The organism is Vibrio sp. V04_P4A5T148 (assembly GCF_963875605.1).
Lineage (GTDB): Bacteria > Pseudomonadota > Gammaproteobacteria > Enterobacterales > Vibrionaceae > Vibrio > Vibrio anguillarum.
Genome location: NZ_CAWNMS010000025.1, coordinates 82614 through 96218, shown reverse-complemented (window position 1 = coordinate 96218; position 13605 = coordinate 82614). Strand labels below are relative to the sequence as shown.

Annotated in this window: 21 protein-coding genes; all 21 read left to right on the top strand. The window is 45.7% G+C overall.

Features of this window, described 5'->3' with window-relative positions:
• Positions 1-4 precede the first annotated feature (4 nt).
• The 21 genes from AACT18_RS04010 to rplF all read left to right on the top strand — a co-directional run bounded on the left by AACT18_RS04010 (position 5) and on the right by rplF (position 13604).
• Positions 5-1303 carry an adenylosuccinate synthase gene (locus tag AACT18_RS04010; RefSeq protein ID WP_013855915.1) on the top strand — a complete coding sequence of 433 codons (1299 nt, stop codon included), beginning with the start codon at positions 5-7 and terminating at the stop codon, positions 1301-1303.
• A gap of 218 nt (positions 1304-1521) precedes the next feature.
• On the top strand, positions 1522-2157 hold the full coding sequence (gene motX, locus AACT18_RS04005) for a flagellar protein MotX (protein WP_094125777.1): 636 nt from the start codon (positions 1522-1524) through the stop codon (positions 2155-2157).
• A gap of 161 nt (positions 2158-2318) precedes the next feature.
• Complete coding sequence (gene rnr, locus AACT18_RS04000; protein ID WP_017046740.1) at positions 2319-4766, top strand: ribonuclease R; 2448 nt, start codon at positions 2319-2321, stop codon at positions 4764-4766.
• Between the two features lie 17 nt (positions 4767-4783).
• Entirely contained in the window at positions 4784-5524 is a 741-nt protein-coding gene (rlmB, locus tag AACT18_RS03995; RefSeq protein WP_017042851.1) for a 23S rRNA (guanosine(2251)-2'-O)-methyltransferase RlmB, read from the top strand.
• A gap of 423 nt (positions 5525-5947) precedes the next feature.
• Complete coding sequence (rpsJ, locus tag AACT18_RS03990; RefSeq protein ID WP_001181007.1) at positions 5948-6259, top strand: 30S ribosomal protein S10; 312 nt, start codon at positions 5948-5950, stop codon at positions 6257-6259.
• A 14-nt stretch (positions 6260-6273) separates the two neighbouring features.
• Complete coding sequence (gene rplC, locus AACT18_RS03985) at positions 6274-6903, top strand: 50S ribosomal protein L3 (RefSeq protein WP_013855921.1); 630 nt, start codon at positions 6274-6276, stop codon at positions 6901-6903.
• A 16-nt stretch (positions 6904-6919) separates the two neighbouring features.
• Positions 6920-7522 carry a 50S ribosomal protein L4 gene (rplD, locus tag AACT18_RS03980; RefSeq protein WP_010318759.1) on the top strand — a complete coding sequence of 201 codons (603 nt, stop codon included), beginning with the start codon at positions 6920-6922 and terminating at the stop codon, positions 7520-7522.
• Positions 7519-7821 (top strand): 50S ribosomal protein L23, encoded by a 303-nt coding sequence (gene rplW / locus AACT18_RS03975; RefSeq protein WP_010318760.1) that lies wholly within the window; start codon positions 7519-7521, stop codon positions 7819-7821. The genes rplD and rplW overlap by 4 nt, the downstream gene beginning before the upstream one ends.
• A 16-nt stretch (positions 7822-7837) precedes the next feature.
• Positions 7838-8662 (top strand): 50S ribosomal protein L2, encoded by an 825-nt coding sequence (rplB, locus tag AACT18_RS03970; RefSeq protein WP_013855922.1) that lies wholly within the window; start codon positions 7838-7840, stop codon positions 8660-8662.
• Positions 8663-8682: 20 nt separating this feature from the next.
• Entirely contained in the window at positions 8683-8961 is a 279-nt protein-coding gene (rpsS, locus tag AACT18_RS03965; RefSeq protein WP_010318762.1) for a 30S ribosomal protein S19, read from the top strand.
• Positions 8962-8971: 10 nt separating this feature from the next.
• Complete coding sequence (gene rplV / locus AACT18_RS03960; protein ID WP_026027327.1) at positions 8972-9304, top strand: 50S ribosomal protein L22; 333 nt, start codon at positions 8972-8974, stop codon at positions 9302-9304.
• 19 nt (positions 9305-9323) lie between these two features.
• Positions 9324-10022 carry a 30S ribosomal protein S3 gene (rpsC, locus tag AACT18_RS03955; protein ID WP_010318764.1) on the top strand — a complete coding sequence of 233 codons (699 nt, stop codon included), beginning with the start codon at positions 9324-9326 and terminating at the stop codon, positions 10020-10022.
• An 11-nt stretch (positions 10023-10033) separates the two neighbouring features.
• Positions 10034-10444 carry a 50S ribosomal protein L16 gene (gene rplP / locus AACT18_RS03950; protein ID WP_010318765.1) on the top strand — a complete coding sequence of 137 codons (411 nt, stop codon included), beginning with the start codon at positions 10034-10036 and terminating at the stop codon, positions 10442-10444.
• A complete protein-coding gene (gene rpmC, locus AACT18_RS03945) occupies positions 10444-10635 on the top strand; it encodes a 50S ribosomal protein L29 (RefSeq protein WP_010318766.1) in 192 nt (63 codons plus the stop codon). The genes rplP and rpmC overlap by 1 nt, the downstream gene beginning before the upstream one ends.
• Positions 10635-10889, top strand: coding sequence for a 30S ribosomal protein S17 (rpsQ, locus tag AACT18_RS03940; protein ID WP_013855925.1), 255 nt, complete (start codon positions 10635-10637; stop codon positions 10887-10889). The genes rpmC and rpsQ overlap by 1 nt, the downstream gene beginning before the upstream one ends.
• 160 nt (positions 10890-11049) lie before the next feature.
• The gene (gene rplN, locus AACT18_RS03935; RefSeq protein WP_010318768.1) at positions 11050-11421 is read left to right on the top strand and encodes a 50S ribosomal protein L14; all 372 of its coding nucleotides are present in this window, start codon (positions 11050-11052) and stop codon (positions 11419-11421) included.
• Positions 11422-11433: 12 nt separating this feature from the next.
• Entirely contained in the window at positions 11434-11751 is a 318-nt protein-coding gene (gene rplX, locus AACT18_RS03930) for a 50S ribosomal protein L24 (RefSeq protein ID WP_010318769.1), read from the top strand.
• A gap of 24 nt (positions 11752-11775) precedes the next feature.
• Positions 11776-12315 (top strand): 50S ribosomal protein L5, encoded by a 540-nt coding sequence (gene rplE, locus AACT18_RS03925; protein ID WP_010318770.1) that lies wholly within the window; start codon positions 11776-11778, stop codon positions 12313-12315.
• Between the two features lie 17 nt (positions 12316-12332).
• Positions 12333-12638: a 30S ribosomal protein S14 gene (gene rpsN / locus AACT18_RS03920; RefSeq protein WP_010318771.1), complete on the top strand. Its 306-nt coding sequence runs from the start codon at positions 12333-12335 to the stop codon at positions 12636-12638.
• 29 nt (positions 12639-12667) lie between these two features.
• Positions 12668-13060, top strand: a complete 393-nt coding sequence (gene rpsH / locus AACT18_RS03915) for a 30S ribosomal protein S8 (protein ID WP_010318772.1) — start codon at positions 12668-12670, stop codon at positions 13058-13060.
• Between the two features lie 10 nt (positions 13061-13070).
• Positions 13071-13604 (top strand): 50S ribosomal protein L6, encoded by a 534-nt coding sequence (rplF, locus tag AACT18_RS03910; RefSeq protein WP_010318773.1) that lies wholly within the window; start codon positions 13071-13073, stop codon positions 13602-13604.
• The last annotated feature ends 1 nt before the right edge of the window (position 13605 follow it).

Below are 13605 nucleotides of genomic sequence, written 5' to 3'. Positions count from 1 at the left end.
AAAGATGGGAAATAACGTAGTCGTTCTAGGCACCCAATGGGGTGACGAAGGCAAAGGTAAAATCGTAGACCTTTTAACTGAAGATGCAAAATACGTGGTTCGCTACCAAGGCGGCCATAATGCAGGCCACACTTTGGTCATTGACGGTGAAAAAACCGTTCTTCATTTAATTCCATCCGGCATTCTTCGCAATAAAGTGAAATGCATCATCGGTAACGGTGTTGTTCTTTCACCTGACGCACTAATCAATGAAATGAAGCCTCTAGAAGAGCGTGGTATTCCAGTACGCGAACGTCTTTTCATTTCTGAAGCTTGCCCACTTATTCTTCCTTACCACATTGCGCTTGACCAAGCTCGTGAAACGGCTCGTGGTAAAAAAGCAATTGGTACGACAGGTCGTGGTATCGGTCCTGCTTATGAAGACAAAGTGGCTCGTCGTGGTTTACGCGTTGGTGACTTGTTCGATATGGCTTCATTTGCAGAAAAGCTAAAAGAAGTGATGGAGTTCCATAACTTCCAACTTGAGCATTTCTACAAAGCTGAACCCGTAAGCTACGAATCCGTACTTGAGCAAGCACAAGGCTATGCTGATTTGCTGACTTCGATGGTGATCGACGTGACCGATGAGCTTGATGCAGCGCGTAAGCGTGGCGACAAAATCATGTTCGAAGGTGCGCAAGGTACTATGCTTGATATCGACCACGGTACATACCCATACGTAACGTCTTCTAACACGACTGCTGGTGGTGTTGCTGCAGGTTCTGGTTTCGGCCCTCGTCATCTAGGTTATATTCTAGGTATCGCGAAAGCTTACTGTACTCGCGTTGGTGCAGGTCCATTCCCAACCGAATTGGATGATGAAATCGGTAATCACCTAGGCACGAAAGGCCATGAGTTTGGTGCTACAACAGGCCGTAAGCGCCGTTGTGGTTGGTTTGATGCGGTAGCGATGCGTCGCGCCATTCAAATTAACTCAGTCACAGGCTTCTGCTTGACTAAACTTGACGTACTTGATGGTCTAGAAGAGCTAAAAATCTGTACGGGTTACCAAATGCCAGATGGCTCAATTGCTCAAGTATCACCAATGGCAGCTGACGCTTTTGAAGCGGTAACACCTATTTACGAAACTATGCCTGGTTGGTCTGAAAATACTTTCGGTGCTAAATCAATTGATGCCCTGCCACAAGCGGCGCTTGATTACATCAAACGTATTGAAGAGTTGACTGGTGTACCTGTTGACATCGTTTCTACAGGTCCAGATCGTAACGAAACCATTATCAAGGTTCACCCATTTTCAGTTTAATGGTTGATTGATAAACGTTTTTAAAACCGGCTTTCAGAGCCGGTTTTTTTATACCTGTATTGATGATATTTTGTCCTTGGTGTGGCAATAAATGGCCGAATAACGGCAAATTTTGTCTAAAGAGTTTGCCGCACTGGTCGATAAAGTTATCAAGCCCAGCCCTAGATGAAACTGAGGCTATAATTTTAAGGCTATCGATAGACATAAAGAGTGCAGGTATGAAGCTACGAACGGTAGCAGCTTCATTGTTTTTAGCGCTGACCTCATCCTTGAGTCATGCCAACGTGGCGGAAGTGGGTGAGCCAGTCCCTATTTACACCGAAGCTGAACTAATCAAGTTAATTGAGCAAAATAAACATTTAGAGCAAGTCAAGGCCGACAACTGCCAATTGGTAGAAGATATTGTTGCGCGTGCTACTCGCATCAGCCTGCCTTCCTACGAGTTTTTGTATGGAGATATGCTAGCGTGGGGGGTCTGTATAGATCAAGATGTCGAACTTGGCTTGTACTATATGGAAAATGCAGCTCATCAAGGTTTACCCGCTGCGTTAGAGCAGCTTGGGCGTTATTATTCGCGTGGTACTTTAGTACAGCAGGATAAAGAGCGAGCTATTCCCTATCTGCGTGAAGCCGCTGCGATGGGCAATATTAATGCTCGTATCCATCTAGCTGAGCTTTTGCTGCGTGATTATGGTAGCCCGCTTGATTATGAAGATGCTTATCGCTGGCTCTATAATTCGGTGACTATCGATCAAAGAATACATTCTCGGATCTCTATGCTCCGGCAGGGGTTAGAGCAGCGAATGCCACAAAATGTGGTTGCGCGAGCCAAGCGCAGAGATACGTTTTGGTAGCCTTCATTATTGCTTTTTTTATTTCGCCCACACGGTTGGGCGAAGTCATTTCTACGCTTTTCCTCTAACGCATTAGCCTATAATAATCAATACGCTGCTGTAGCTTCTGCCGTGAGTCAGTTATACTCTGGCTATCTCTCCTTGCTTTAGCAGGTCTGCCTATGTCTGAAATTATCAATAACGATCCTTTTGCGGATCGAGAATCTAGCAATTACGAAAATCCAATTCCAAGCCGAGAATTCATCCTCGAATTTCTAACCGAAGCCAATGTACCGATGAATCGTAATGATCTTTTTGAGGCATTGGGTTTGTCTGGTGAAGAGCAATACGAAGGGCTACGCCGTCGTTTGCGTGCGATGGAGCGAGATGGCCAATTGGTATTTACTCGTCGCCAATGCTATGCATTGCCAGAAAAACTGGAAATGATCAAAGGTCACGTAATCGGACATAAAGATGGTCATGGGTGGGTTCGTCCTGATGGCAGCGTTGGCAAAGATAACGATGTTTTGCTACCTCATCACCAAATGCGTACCATTATTCATGGCGACTACGTGCTGGTACAACCGACAGGCACGGATAAAAGAGGCCGTAAAGAAGGACGTTTGGTCCGAGTTTTGGAAGAACGTAAAACCCAACTTGTTGGGCGTTTCTTCCTCGAAAATGGCTACTCTTATGTCGTGCCCGATGATTCACGCATCACTCAAGACATCTTGATCCCTAATGAGCACAAAGGCGGAGCTCGCATGGGGAACGTGGTGGTGATTGAAATTACCGATCGCGGTGCCAGAGCAAGAGGAATGACAGGCAGAGTTGTTGAGGTACTTGGGGAAAATATGGCTCCCGGTATGGAGACACAAATAGCGATTCGCACTCACCAGATCCCTCATGAGTGGCCGCAAGAAGTATTAAAGCAAGTCGAAAACCTGAGAGAAGAAGTTCCAGAAGAGGCGAAGCAAGGGCGCGTGGATTTGCGTCAATTACCTTTAGTGACTATTGATGGTGAAGACGCGCGTGACTTTGATGACGCGGTTTATTGCGAAGCCAAAAAAGGTGGTGGCTGGCGTCTCTGGGTTGCGATTGCTGACGTAAGTTATTATGTACGCCCCGATACGGCTCTTGATAAAGAAGCGATCAACCGTGGTAACTCAGTTTACTTCCCATCGCAAGTCGTCCCTATGCTACCGGAAGTACTGTCGAACGGTCTTTGTTCACTTAATCCACAAGTCGACCGTCTATGCATGGTGTGCGAGATGACAGTCTCTGCAACGGGCAAAATTTCGGGTTACAAACATTACGAAGCCGTGATGAACTCTCATGCCCGTTTAACTTACAACAAAGTACACGCCATTCTTGAAGGGGATGAAGAGCTACGCGAACGTTATCAAGCCGTGGTTCCTCATCTTGAAGAACTCTATTCGATGTATAAGGTGCTAAAAGCAGCGCGTGATGAGCGTGGCGGTATCGAATTTGAAACGATTGAAACTAAGTTTATTTTTAATGCTGAGCGTAAAATCGACAGCATTGAACCTGTTGTCCGTAATGATGCGCACAAAATAATCGAAGAGTGCATGATCCTCGCTAATATTGCTTCAGCATCGCTGGTGGAAAAAGCGAAAGAGCCCGCTCTGTACCGTATCCATGAATCACCGGGAGAAGAGCGTTTGACCGGCTTTAGGGATTTCTTAGGCGAGCTTGGCTTGAACTTAGCGGGTGGGCTAGAGCCTTCGCCAACCGATTACGCTAACTTAATGAAACAGATTGGTGAGCGCCAAGACAAAGAGTTGATCCAAACCATGCTACTGCGTTCCATGAAGCAGGCTGTGTATAACGCGGATAACTGTGGTCACTTTGGTTTAGCGCTCAAACGCTATGCGCACTTTACTTCACCTATTCGTCGCTACCCTGATCTCCTATTGCACCGCGCAATTAAATATTTGATTGCCAAAGAATCGGGTAATCACACCGACCGTTGGACAACCACAGGTGGTTATCACTACTCTTTTGATGACATGGACTTCTATGGTCAGCAATGTTCAATGACAGAACGCCGTGCTGATGATGCGACGCGCGAAGTATCTGATTGGCTCAAGTGTGAATACATGCAAGATCATGTAGGCGAAGAGCTTGATGGAGTCATAGCCAACGTGACTGGTTTCGGTTTCTTCGTTCGTTTAACTGAGTTGCACATTGATGGATTGGTCCATATTTCAACGCTAGCGAATGACTACTATCAATTTGATCCCGTGGGACAACGATTGATCGGCGAAAGTTTTGGCAACATCTATCGCTTAGGTGACGCCGTTAAAGTCAAAGTGTTATCCGTCAACTTGGATGATCGTCAAATTGACTTTGAAATCGTGGGCACTAGCCGTAAGCTGCGCGGAGAAGGCAAGACAGCGAAGAAACGTGCAACGGATGCACGAGAGAAAGCACGTGGCAAGAAGGTGACGTCAAGTAAAGGAAAGGCAACTCCTTTAGTTGAAGCGACTAAACGCCCAGATGAAAAAAGTAGTGAAGGCTCAAAACCTGAACGGAAAAAAAGCAAAACAACAAAAGCACGCAAAAAGAAACCCGCGGCCAAAGCAAATAAAGCGCGTGCTAGTAAATAACGATCAATGGGTAAATCATGAGTAACGAATGTATTTATGGTATTCACGCGGTCAGCGCTGTACTTGAAAAAGATCCAGCGCGATTGATAGAAGCGTTTGTACTGAAAGGGCGACAAGATGATCGTCTGCTTCCACTGTTAAATGAACTGCAACATTGCGGTGTCTCTATTCAACAGATGGGACGTAAAACATTGGATGACAAGGCTCAAGGGGCGAATCATCAGGGCATCATTGCTCGTGTAAAACCAGCAAAACAGCTTAATGAGCATGATTTAGAAGCAATCATCGCACAGCATGAACAACCGCTATTACTTGTTTTGGATGGTGTTACCGATCCGCATAATCTCGGCGCATGCTTACGTAACGCCGATGCTGCCGGGGTCGCTGCAGTGATCGTACCGAAAGATAAGTCAGCACCAATGACGGCAACGGTCAGCAAAGTCGCTTGTGGCGCTGCTGAAACTGTGCCTTTAGTACGAGTGACGAATCTTGCACGTACCATGCGCGCCCTTCAAGAACAAGGCGTATGGTTTGTTGGCACTGCCGGTGAGGCGACGCATGACATTTACCAAGCCAAACTGACAGGGCCCCTTGCGATTGTTATGGGCGCTGAAGGGGATGGTATGCGCCGCTTAACGCGCGAAACCTGCGATGATCTGATTAAAATACCGATGGCGGGCACCGTTTCTAGCCTAAATGTATCAGTAGCGGCTGGGATCTGTCTGTTTGAAGCAGTGAGACAGCGCCAAGCTGTATAATTGTGCATCAGGGATAAAAGGATAGGGTAGTGAGTGCTCACCTCATCTTTCTATCCCTTCTATTACTTCCTCAGTGAAAGAAGAAATAGATAGTTTATAAGTTTAATTTCTACACAGCGCTTGCATGTGTAATGGTGATCTGTATAATGCACCGCACTGGTTAAATCCAGTTGTGAACCAATGAGCAGTGAGGAGTAAACTGACCTAGCTGTTAGTTTAGTAACGTATACTCAGCTTATGTTCGCAGTTAATACAATTAGCTCTGTTGCGTTTAGTAATAGATTAAAGTTAATCGAAAATTAACTGACAATGTGCCTAATTTTGGCACTACGGTTTCACATAAATCAATCGGCATTCTCTCGTTTTAACGAGTTTGAGTGGCGATATTGTTTGTGTAATTTTTAATTATTGGAGCTCTGTCTCATGCAGAACCAACGTATCCGTATCCGCCTAAAAGCGTTCGATTACAAACTAATCGATGCTTCTACAGCGGAAATCGTTGAAACAGCTAAGCGTACCGGCGCACAGGTTCGTGGTCCTATTCCACTTCCTACTCGTAAAGAGCGTTTCACTGTTCTTATCTCTCCACACGTCAACAAAGATGCTCGTGATCAGTACGAAATTCGTACTCACAAACGTCTAATCGACATCGTTGAGCCAACAGATAAAACTGTTGATGCACTGATGCGCCTAGATCTAGCTGCTGGCGTTGACGTACAAATCAGCCTAGGTTAAGGGAGATTAGAAGAATGATTGGTCTAGTCGGACGTAAAGTGGGTATGACCCGCGTATTTACTGAAGAAGGCGTTTCTATCCCAGTAACTGTTGTTGAGGTTGAAGCAAACCGTATTTCTCAAGTGAAAACTCTTGAGACTGACGGCTATGCAGCAATCCAGGTAACTACTGGTACTAAGAAAGCCAACCGTGTAACTAAACCAGAAGCTGGTCACTTTGCGAAAGCAGGTGTAGAAGCTGGTCGCGGTCTTTGGGAATTCCGTTTAGAAAACGGCGAAGAGTTTGAAGTTGGCACTGAGCTAAATGTAGAACTTTTCAACGAAGTTAAAAAAGTAGACGTTACTGGTACATCTAAAGGTAAAGGTTTCCAAGGTGCTGTTAAGCGCTGGAATTTCCGTACCCAAGATATGACTCACGGTAACTCTTTGTCTCACCGTGCACCGGGTTCAATTGGCCAATGTCAAACTCCAGGTCGCGTGTTCAAAGGCAAAAAAATGGCAGGTCACATGGGTGCTGAGCGTGTAACGACTCAAAACCTAGAGATCGTACGTGTTGACGCTGAGCGCAATCTGCTTCTTATTAAAGGTGCAGTACCAGGTGCAACTGGCGCTAACGTGATCGTCAAACCAGCTATTAAAGCATAACGTCTAGGAGTAAGTAATGGAATTGATGGTTAAAGGTGCTAACGCACTAACTGTTTCCGAAACTACTTTCGGACGTGAGTTCAACGAAGCCCTTGTACATCAAGTAGTTGTTGCGTATGCAGCAGGTGCTCGTCAAGGTACTCGTGCTCAAAAGACACGTTCAGAAGTTTCTGGCGGTGGCGCTAAGCCATGGCGTCAAAAAGGTACTGGCCGTGCACGTGCTGGTACAATTCGTAGCCCAATCTGGCGTACAGGTGGTGTTACTTTTGCTGCGAAACCACAAGATCACAGCCAAAAAGTAAACAAAAAAATGTACCGCGGTGCTATGAAGAGCATTCTTTCTGAACTAGTTCGTCAAGAGCGTTTAATCGTTGTTGATAACTTCTCAGTAGAAGCACCAAAAACTAAAGAGCTATTAGCTAAGCTTAAAGAACTTGAGCTTAACGATGTACTCATCGTTACTGGCGAAGTAGACGAGAATCTATTCTTAGCTGCTCGCAACCTATATAAAGTTGACGCACGTGACGTAGCGGGTCTTGACCCAGTTAGCCTAATTGCGTTTGACAAGGTTCTAATGACTGCAGAAGCAGTTAAGCAAGTTGAGGAGATGCTGGCATGATCAGTGAAGAGCGTCTACTAAAAGTTCTACGTGCACCGCACATCTCTGAAAAAGCAACTATGACTGCTGAGAAAGCGAACACTATCGTTTTCAAAGTAGCAAAAGATGCAACTAAGAAAGAGATCAAAGCAGCTGTAGAAAAGCTATTTGAAGTTGAAGTTAAGTCTGTAAATACTCTTATCACTAAGGGTAAGACCAAACGTCAAGGTCTACGCCAAGGTCGCCGCAGCGACGTTAAAAAAGCGTATGTGACTTTGAAAGAAGGTCAAGATCTTGACTTTGTTGGCGGCGCGGAATAACAGGAGTAGTTGAATAATGGCTATTGTTAAATGTAAGCCGACTTCCCCTGGTCGTCGTCACGTCGTTAAAGTTGTTAACGCTGACCTACACAAGGGTAAGCCATACGCACCTCTTCTAGAGAAAAACTCTAAGAATGGTGGTCGTAACAACAACGGTCGTATCACAGTACGTCATATCGGTGGTGGTCATAAGCAACACTATCGTTTGGTTGACTTCAAACGTACTAAAGATGGCATCCCAGCGAAAGTTGAGCGTCTAGAATACGATCCAAACCGTAGCGCAAATATCGCTCTAGTTCTGTACGCAGACGGCGAGCGTCGTTACATTATCGCACCTAAAGGTGTTCAAGCTGGTGATACAATCCAGTCTGGTGTTGATGCGCCAATTAAAGCAGGTAACACTCTGCCAATGCGCAACATCCCAGTGGGTTCTACTATTCACTGTGTTGAACTTAAGCCTGGTAAAGGTGCACAGCTAGCTCGTTCGGCTGGTGCATATGCTCAACTTGTCGCTCGCGACGGTACTTATGCAACTATCCGCCTACGTTCTGGTGAAATGCGCAAAGTACTTTCTGAAGGCCGTGCAACAATCGGTGAAGTTGGTAACTCTGAGCACATGCTACGTGAACTAGGTAAAGCTGGTGCTTCACGCTGGCGCGGCGTACGTCCAACTGTACGTGGTGTAGTAATGAACCCGGTTGACCACCCACACGGTGGTGGTGAAGGCCGCACATCTGGTGGTCGTCACCCAGTATCTCCTTGGGGTATGCCTACTAAGGGCTTCAAGACTCGTAGCAACAAACGCACCGACAAGTACATCGTACGTCGTCGTAATAAGTAATCTATATAAGAGGATAAGCCATGCCACGTTCTCTCAAGAAAGGTCCATTTATTGACCTACACTTGCTGAAGAAGGTAGAGAAAGCGGTGGAAAGCGGAGACAAAAAGCCTATTAAGACTTGGTCCCGTCGTTCAATGATCATTCCATCAATGATTGGTTTGACCATCGCTGTCCATAATGGTCGTCAGCACGTTCCAGTATTTGTCACTGATGAAATGATCGGTCACAAACTGGGCGAATTCGCACCAACTCGTACTTACCGTGGTCACGCTGCGGATAAGAAAGCTAAGAAGCGCTAAGGAGTAAATGATGGAAGCTATTGCTAAACATAACTTTGCTCGCATTTCTCCTCAGAAAGCTCGCTTAGTTGCAGATCTAATCCGTGGTAAATCTGTGGATCAGGCTCTTGAAATCCTAACTTTCAGCAACAAAAAAGCGGCTGTATTAGTTAAGAAAGTTCTAGAGTCAGCTATCGCTAACGCAGAACACAACGAAGGTGCAGATATCGACGATCTTAATGTCGCTAAAATCTTCGTAGATGAGGGCCCGGTCATGAAGCGTATTATGCCTCGTGCAAAAGGCCGTGCGGATCGTATCTTGAAGCGTTCAAGCCACATCACTGTTGTTGTAGCAGACCGCTAAGAGACTAGGAGAGTAAGCAATGGGTCAGAAAGTACATCCTAATGGTATTCGTCTTGGCATCGTTAAGCCTTGGAATGCTACATGGTTTGCTAACACCAAAGATTTCGCTGACAACCTAGACGGCGACTTCAAGGTACGTCAGTTCCTTACTAAGGAACTTTCAAAAGCGTCTCTATCACGCATCGTTATCGAGCGTCCTGCTAAGAGCATTCGTGTGACTATCCACACTGCTCGCCCAGGCGTTGTTATCGGTAAGAAAGGTGAAGACGTTGAGAAGCTACGCGCAGCTGTAGCTAAAATTGCAGGTGTACCAGCGCAAATTAACATCGCTGAAGTACGTAAGCCTGAGCTAGACGGCCAATTAGTGGCTGATAGCATCGCGTCTCAACTAGAGCGTCGCGTTATGTTCCGTCGTGCTATGAAGCGTGCGGTACAAAATGCTATGCGTCTAGGCGCTAAAGGTATCAAAGTGGAAGTAAGCGGTCGTCTTGGCGGCGCTGAAATTGCACGTTCTGAGTGGTACCGTGAAGGCCGTGTGCCTCTACACACTCTACGTGCTGACATTGATTACGCAACTTCTTCGGCTCACACTCAATACGGTGTGATCGGCGTTAAAGTTTGGATCTTCAAGGGTGAAATCCTTGGTGGTATGCCAGCTGCAAACGCTGTTGAGCCAAAGGCTGACAAGCCTAAGAAGCAGCGTAAAGGCCGTAAGTAAGGAGTCGACTGATGCTACAACCTAAACGCACTAAGTTCCGTAAGGTTCATACTGGTCGCAACCGCGGTCTAGCTAAAGGTACTGACGTAAGCTTCGGTACATTTGGTCTTAAAGCCGTTGGACGTGGTCGTCTAACTGCTCGTCAGATCGAAGCGGCACGTCGTGCAATGACACGTCACGTTAAGCGTCAAGGTAAAATCTGGATCCGTGTGTTCCCAGATAAGCCAATCACTGAAAAACCACTAGAAGTTCGTCAAGGTAAGGGTAAAGGTAACGTTGAGTACTGGGTAGCCCAAATCCAACCTGGTAAGGTTATGTACGAAATGGACGGTGTACCTGAAGAATTGGCACGTGAAGCGTTCCGCCTAGCGGCTCGTAAACTGCCATTCAAAACTACATTCGTAATTAAACAGGTGATGTGATGAAAGCACTAGATCTACGCGCAAAAAGCGCTGAAGAGCTTAACGCTGAGCTACTGAATTTGCTACGTGAACAGTTCAACTTGCGCATGCAAGCTGCAACTGGTCAACTACAGCAAACTCATACTTTGAAAGCTGTACGCCGTGATATCGCACGCGTTAAAACTGTTTTGACTGAGAAGGCAGGCGAATAATGAGCGACAAAATTCGTACTCAACTAGGTCGTGTTATTAGTGACAAGATGGATAAATCTATCACTGTTGCTATCGAGCGCATGGTGAAACACCCAATTTACGGTAAATTCGTAAAGCGTACGACTAAAGTACACGCACATGACGAAAACAACGAGTGTGGCCTAGGCGATACCGTTGAGATTCGTGAGTGTCGTCCTCTGTCTAAGACTAAGTCTTGGACATTGGTTAAAGTTATAGAAAAAGCGAAGATGTAATCATCGTTATTCTATGATTTTAAACGGCTCCAAAGTTTTTTTGGAGCCGTTTATTTTTTGTCTACCCAATCTTAGGAAAGGGTGGTACAATTCGCGTCCCTTTTAAAGAGGCAGCCCGACCCGAGAGGGTCTAGTTTTAATATTTAGCGGAGCACTAACAATGATCCAAATGCAAAGTACACTTGATGCAGCTGATAACTCAGGCGCGCGCAAGGTAATGTGTATTAAGGTTCTGGGTGGCTCTCACCGCCGTTATGCACATATCGGTGACATCATCAAAGTTACAGTGAAGGAAGCAATTCCTCGCGGTAAAGTTAAAAAAGGTGATGTACTGAAGGCGGTGGTAGTTCGCACCCGTAAAGGCGTACGTCGTCCAGACGGTTCTGTCATTCGCTTCGACCGTAATGCTTGCGTATTGTTGAACAATAATACAGAGCAACCTATCGGTACACGTATCTTTGGTCCAGTGACTCGTGAACTTCGCAATGCGAAATTTATGAAAATCGTGTCACTAGCACCTGAAGTTCTGTAAGGAGCGGCACACATGGCAGCTAAAATCCGTCGTAATGACGAAGTAATCGTTCTTGCTGGTAAAGATAAAGGCAAGAAAGGTAAAGTAACTAAGGTTCTCGTAACTGGTAAAGTTATCGTTGAAGGTATCAACCTTGTTAAGAAACACCAAAAGCCGGTTCCGGCTCTAGGTCAACAAGGTGGCATCGTTGAACAAGAAGCAGCTATTGATGCTTCTAACGTTGCAATCTTTAACGCAGCAACTGGTAAAGCGGACCGTATCGGTTTCCGTTTTGAAGACGGCAAAAAAGTTCGTTTCTTCAAATCTAACGGTGAAATCGTTTCTAACTAATTAGAAGTAATTTGGAGTTCTACTATGGCGAAACTGCATGATTACTACAAGTCGTCTGTAGTGACTGAACTGACCAAACAGTTCGGTTACACAAGCGTCATGCAAGTCCCTAGGATTGATAAAATCACCCTAAACATGGGCGTTGGTGAAGCTATCAACGATAAGAAACTATTAGAAAACGCAGCAGCTGATATGGCTACGATCTCTGGTCAAAAACCACTGATCACTAAAGCTCGTAAATCTGTTGCAGGTTTCAAAATTCGTGAAGGCTACCCAATTGGTTGTAAAGTAACCTTGCGTGGCGAACGTATGTGGGATTTTTTAGAGCGTTTAATCTCTATTGCACTTCCACGTGTACGTGACTTCCGTGGTGTTAGCGCTAAGTCTTTTGACGGACGCGGTAACTACAGCATGGGCGTTCGCGAGCAAATCATCTTCCCAGAAATCGACTACGATAAAGTCGATCGTGTACGCGGTCTTGATATCACTATCACGACTTCTGCTGGTACCGATGAGGAAGGCCGTGCTCTGCTGGCTGCCTTTAACTTCCCATTCCGTAAGTAAGGTGAAGGGTTACTGTTATGGCTAAACAATCAATGAAAGCACGTGAAGTAAAACGTGCAAAGCTAGTAGCTAAGTTCGCAGAAAAGCGTGCAATGCTAAAAGCTACCATCAGCGATGTAAACGCATCTGAAGAAGATCGTTGGAACGCAGTTCTTAAACTGCAAGCTCTTCCACGTGATTCAAGTGCTTCACGTCAGCGCAACCGTTGCAACCAAACTGGTCGTCCACACGGTTTCCTACGTAAGTTCGGTCTAAGCCGCATCAAAGTTCGCGAAGCTTGCATGAAAGGCGAGATTCCTGGACTTCGTAAGGCTAGCTGGTAATTGCCACTTAATCATTTGGAGTAAATCTTATGAGCATGCAAGATCCGATTTCGGATATGCTGACCCGCATTCGTAACGGTCAGGCAGCAAATAAAGTTGCTGTAAAAATGCCTTCTTCAAAGCTTAAAGTTGCAATTGCTGCACTGCTAAAAGCTGAAGGTTATATCGCAGATTTCGCTGTTGAAGGCGAAGTAAAACCTGAGCTAGAAGTTACTCTTAAGTACTTCCAAGCTAAACCAGTAATCGAGCAAATCCAACGTGTTTCACGTCCTGGTCTACGCGTTTATAAGAAAAAAGACGCGTTACCAACAGTGATGGGCGGTATGGGTGTTGCTGTGGTGTCCACTTCCAAGGGTCTGATGTCTGACCGTGCTGCTCGCAAAGCAGGTCTTGGCGGTGAAATCATTTGCTACGTAGCGTAAGGAGTAGGATATGTCTCGTGTTGCTAAAGCACCTGTCGCTATTCCAGCTGGCGTAGAGGTGAAACTAAACGGCCAAGAAATCACTGTAAAAGGTGGTAAAGGTGAGCTGACTCGCGTCCTGAATAAAGGCGTAGTTATTGCACAGGAAGAAAACAACCTTACTTTCGGTCCTCGTGAAGGTGTTGCTAACGCTTGGGCACAAGCAGGTACTGCTCGTGCACTAGTAAACAACATGGTTGTTGGTGTTACTGCAGGCTTTACTAAGAAGCTTGTTCTTAAAGGTGTTGGTTACCGTGCTGCTATTAAAGGCAACTCAGTAAGTCTTACTTTAGGCTTCTCACACCCTGTAGAGCATGAACTACCAGCGGGTATCAATGCTGAATGTCCTAGCCAAACTGAAATTGTCCTAACTGGTTGCGATAAGCAAGTAGTGGGTCAAGTTGCGGCTGACATCCGTTCTTACCGTGAGCCAGAACCTTATAAAGGTAAAGGCGTCCGTTACGCAGATGAAAATGTGCGTAGTAAAGAAGCTAAGAAGAAGTAAG

Excerpts from the sequence above, each read along its gene's own strand:
- AACT18_RS04010 (WP_013855915.1), top strand. The coding sequence starts at position 5 with ATGGGAAATAACGTAGTCGTTCTAGGCACCCAATGGGGTGACGAAGGC.
- motX (WP_094125777.1), top strand. The coding sequence starts at position 1,522 with ATGAAGCTACGAACGGTAGCAGCTTCATTGTTTTTAGCGCTGACCTCA.
- rnr (WP_017046740.1), top strand. The coding sequence starts at position 2,319 with ATGTCTGAAATTATCAATAACGATCCTTTTGCGGATCGAGAATCTAGC.
- rlmB (WP_017042851.1), top strand. The coding sequence starts at position 4,784 with ATGAGTAACGAATGTATTTATGGTATTCACGCGGTCAGCGCTGTACTT.
- rpsJ (WP_001181007.1), top strand. The coding sequence starts at position 5,948 with ATGCAGAACCAACGTATCCGTATCCGCCTAAAAGCGTTCGATTACAAA.
- rplC (WP_013855921.1), top strand. The coding sequence starts at position 6,274 with ATGATTGGTCTAGTCGGACGTAAAGTGGGTATGACCCGCGTATTTACT.
- rplD (WP_010318759.1), top strand. The coding sequence starts at position 6,920 with ATGGAATTGATGGTTAAAGGTGCTAACGCACTAACTGTTTCCGAAACT.
- rplW (WP_010318760.1), top strand. The coding sequence starts at position 7,519 with ATGATCAGTGAAGAGCGTCTACTAAAAGTTCTACGTGCACCGCACATC.
- rplB (WP_013855922.1), top strand. The coding sequence starts at position 7,838 with ATGGCTATTGTTAAATGTAAGCCGACTTCCCCTGGTCGTCGTCACGTC.
- rpsS (WP_010318762.1), top strand. The coding sequence starts at position 8,683 with ATGCCACGTTCTCTCAAGAAAGGTCCATTTATTGACCTACACTTGCTG.
- rplV (WP_026027327.1), top strand. The coding sequence starts at position 8,972 with ATGGAAGCTATTGCTAAACATAACTTTGCTCGCATTTCTCCTCAGAAA.
- rpsC (WP_010318764.1), top strand. The coding sequence starts at position 9,324 with ATGGGTCAGAAAGTACATCCTAATGGTATTCGTCTTGGCATCGTTAAG.
- rplP (WP_010318765.1), top strand. The coding sequence starts at position 10,034 with ATGCTACAACCTAAACGCACTAAGTTCCGTAAGGTTCATACTGGTCGC.
- rpmC (WP_010318766.1), top strand. The coding sequence starts at position 10,444 with ATGAAAGCACTAGATCTACGCGCAAAAAGCGCTGAAGAGCTTAACGCT.
- rpsQ (WP_013855925.1), top strand. The coding sequence starts at position 10,635 with ATGAGCGACAAAATTCGTACTCAACTAGGTCGTGTTATTAGTGACAAG.
- rplN (WP_010318768.1), top strand. The coding sequence starts at position 11,050 with ATGATCCAAATGCAAAGTACACTTGATGCAGCTGATAACTCAGGCGCG.
- rplX (WP_010318769.1), top strand. The coding sequence starts at position 11,434 with ATGGCAGCTAAAATCCGTCGTAATGACGAAGTAATCGTTCTTGCTGGT.
- rplE (WP_010318770.1), top strand. The coding sequence starts at position 11,776 with ATGGCGAAACTGCATGATTACTACAAGTCGTCTGTAGTGACTGAACTG.
- rpsN (WP_010318771.1), top strand. The coding sequence starts at position 12,333 with ATGGCTAAACAATCAATGAAAGCACGTGAAGTAAAACGTGCAAAGCTA.
- rpsH (WP_010318772.1), top strand. The coding sequence starts at position 12,668 with ATGAGCATGCAAGATCCGATTTCGGATATGCTGACCCGCATTCGTAAC.
- rplF (WP_010318773.1), top strand. The coding sequence starts at position 13,071 with ATGTCTCGTGTTGCTAAAGCACCTGTCGCTATTCCAGCTGGCGTAGAG.